The organism is Methanoregula sp., assembly GCF_002835825.1.
In the GTDB taxonomy this organism is placed as follows: Archaea; Halobacteriota; Methanomicrobia; order Methanomicrobiales; family Methanospirillaceae; genus Methanoregula.
The window spans coordinates 1-2549 of the sequence record NZ_PIZH01000313.1; the positions used below are offsets into that span (position 1 = coordinate 1).

Below are 2549 nucleotides of genomic sequence, written 5' to 3' on the forward strand. Positions count from 1 at the left end.
CTGTGGCGCGCAACATCAGAGTGTTTCAAGAGACAGTTCGAATACTGATAAGCACCTACCCCACTTCTTGTAAGAGTATTCTGTTCTGCAGGGAGGTTGACGAAGCGTGGTTTTCCGGTAGCTGAAGATGTCTTGTGGGGCCGGCAGTGTAGTTGTCCGCTATCTGCTCATCGCATCTCCCGTGTCAGCAGCCCTTGACCCGCACACGACCCCCCGAAGGACGGCTCCGGACCATGCGGACCGGCCCGAGGCAATTCTTTTTTAAAAAACCCATATCGCGTACGTTGCCTGTGACCAGGACACCCGCATGAACGGCGTTATCCGGTACATCGAGATCATCAGCAATGGCAGCGGGGTGTATCGTCTCAGGCAGATCCGCGACGACTACCTTGTTACTGCCTCGTCCATCCCCCTGATGCAGAAAGCCTCGGAGATCGAAAAGGCCCGCGAAACTCTCGGCGCCTCTGCCCGTGAATTCTCCACCGAGACGCAGGCACAGATGCTCCGCTTCAACGGCAGCGCGGATAGGATGCAGGAATGTATCCGCAGCATGGCAAAGTCAAGCGCGGTCAGGAATGCCGAAAGCCCGGATGGCGGACTCTGGCTCAAAAACGAGTCCTCACGGCTCGTGCTCTTCAACCGCGACGCCATTGACCGGAAACAGATCATCGCCGAATTGGGGAAACAGGGTGCCAACACAACGGTAATTCGGAACATCTCGCTGCGGATCGAGGCCCAGCGCCCCAACATCCAGGGCGCCCTGATGAACAAGTCCTCATCAGCGCTCCAGTCCGCCAATGCCGAGATCAAGGACCTGAACCGCGAGTTCCGCAGGAACGTTGCGGATGCACGAGACGCCCTTGCCATCGCGATGAAGCGCGATGCGATTATGGCCTTGAAATAACCAGCGCACATCTTTTTCTGTTGGCTGCCCCAGCCGGCGCCCGGTATATCCCGCAAACATCATCATGCCGGCAGGCCAACGGAACCCTGATACTATGCGCCTGCACTGGTACCCTCTCTCCGGGAAAGATGCCGTCTTCCTCATCCTCGTTTTCGTCATGAGCGGTATTTTCAGCCGGGTCCAGCCGTATTTTGTCTCTCCCTCTCTCCTTCCGTTCACCTACGTCTTCTTCCTCTTCCTCCTCATGCTGGCGTACTTCCCCCTTGTCAGGCCAAAAGACCCGCTGGCGCTGGGGAAGTTCCTTTCCCTCCTCCTCGGGGCGATCTACGCGATCATGATCATCATCATCGAGATCCTCAGCCGGCATAACTATTCGTGGGGCAGCGTTGTGGTCCTTGCCGGGGCAGTCCTCTCCCCGCTCGTGGCAGCCGGAATCTACCATCTCCTCTTTGGGCGGCGTCCCCCGCGCTGAGCCGCGGCCGTCTCCCTTCGCTATCTATTTTCTTCTTGTGCAGCAAATCCTGTATACATGGCTTCTTTTGTCCACCGCATAGAAGTTCACTTCACCAAAGACCCCCGGCTGAAGACCCGTACGGACCGTGTCCGTTCGCTCGGGTTCCCGGTCGAAGAGCTTCACCTTGCCGATGTCTATACGATCGCGACCTCTGCCCGCGACTTCACCCGCGACGAACTGGTCCAGGTTGCGCAGCAGCTGGTCAACCCGGTGGTGCAGGAGTATATGGTGGACGAAGCTACCCTGCCGCTCTTTGACTATGCCATCGAGGTCGGATTCCTCCCGGGCGTGACCGACAATGTGGGCACGACCGCCCGACAGACCATCGAGGACTTCCTCGGGATGAAATTTTGCGAAGGGGAAGCGGTGTACTCCTCACAGCTCTATTTCGTGCGGGGCCAGATGCCACGGCCGGCACTTGAGAAGCTTGCGGCAACGCTTGCAAACCCGCTGGTCAACCGGGTCTATATCCGCACCCGTCAGGAGTACGGAAAGAGGGGGATGGACCGGATCGTCCCCGCAGTCGAGCTCCATGAACTTTCCACCGCCGGACCGGTGGACCTTGAGATCAGCGACGCAGAACTCATGAAACTGGGGAAGGAAGGGATTTTGGATCCCCAGACCGGCCAGCGCCGGGGGCCGCTTGCCCTTGACCTTGCCCAGCTCCACACTATTCGCGATCATTTCCGCACGCTTGGGAGGAAGCCGACCGATGTGGAACTCGAATCGCTTGCCCAGACCTGGAGCGAGCACTGCAAGCACACGATCTTTGCGTCCGCCATGGACGACGACGTGCCACGCGGGCTGTACAAGACGTTTATCCAGGCGGCGACAAACGAGATCCGCGAGGCAGCAGGGGAGAAAGACATCTGTGTCTCGGTCTTCTCCGACAACTCCGGTGCGATCGTCTTCGATGACGAGTTCATTGTCACGCACAAGGTCGAGACCCACAACTCCCCCTCCGCCCTCGACCCGTTCGGCGGTGCACTCACCGGCATCGTGGGAGTGAACCGCGACACCATCGGATTCGGCCTCGGGGCAAAGCCCTGCATCAACATCTATGGTTTCTGTGTCGGTGACCCGGAGACCGGCCCGGTCCTCTTCCGCGGGAAAGACCGGTCAAACCCGGTC

At 59.0% G+C, this 2549-nt stretch carries 2 protein-coding genes and 1 pseudogene; all 3 read left to right on the forward strand.

Features of this window, described 5'->3' with window-relative positions:
- The first annotated feature begins 307 nt into the window (after nt 1-307).
- Nucleotides 308-904 (forward strand): hypothetical protein, encoded by a 597-nt coding sequence (locus tag CW742_RS10345; RefSeq protein ID WP_292420083.1) that lies wholly within the window; start codon nt 308-310, stop codon nt 902-904.
- 94 nt (nt 905-998) lie between these two features.
- A complete protein-coding gene (locus CW742_RS10350; RefSeq protein WP_292420085.1) occupies nt 999-1376 on the forward strand; it encodes a hypothetical protein in 378 nt (125 codons plus the stop codon).
- 57 nt (nt 1377-1433) lie between these two features.
- A pseudogene (locus CW742_RS10355) lies at nt 1434-2549 on the forward strand (phosphoribosylformylglycinamidine synthase); the annotation flags it as partial.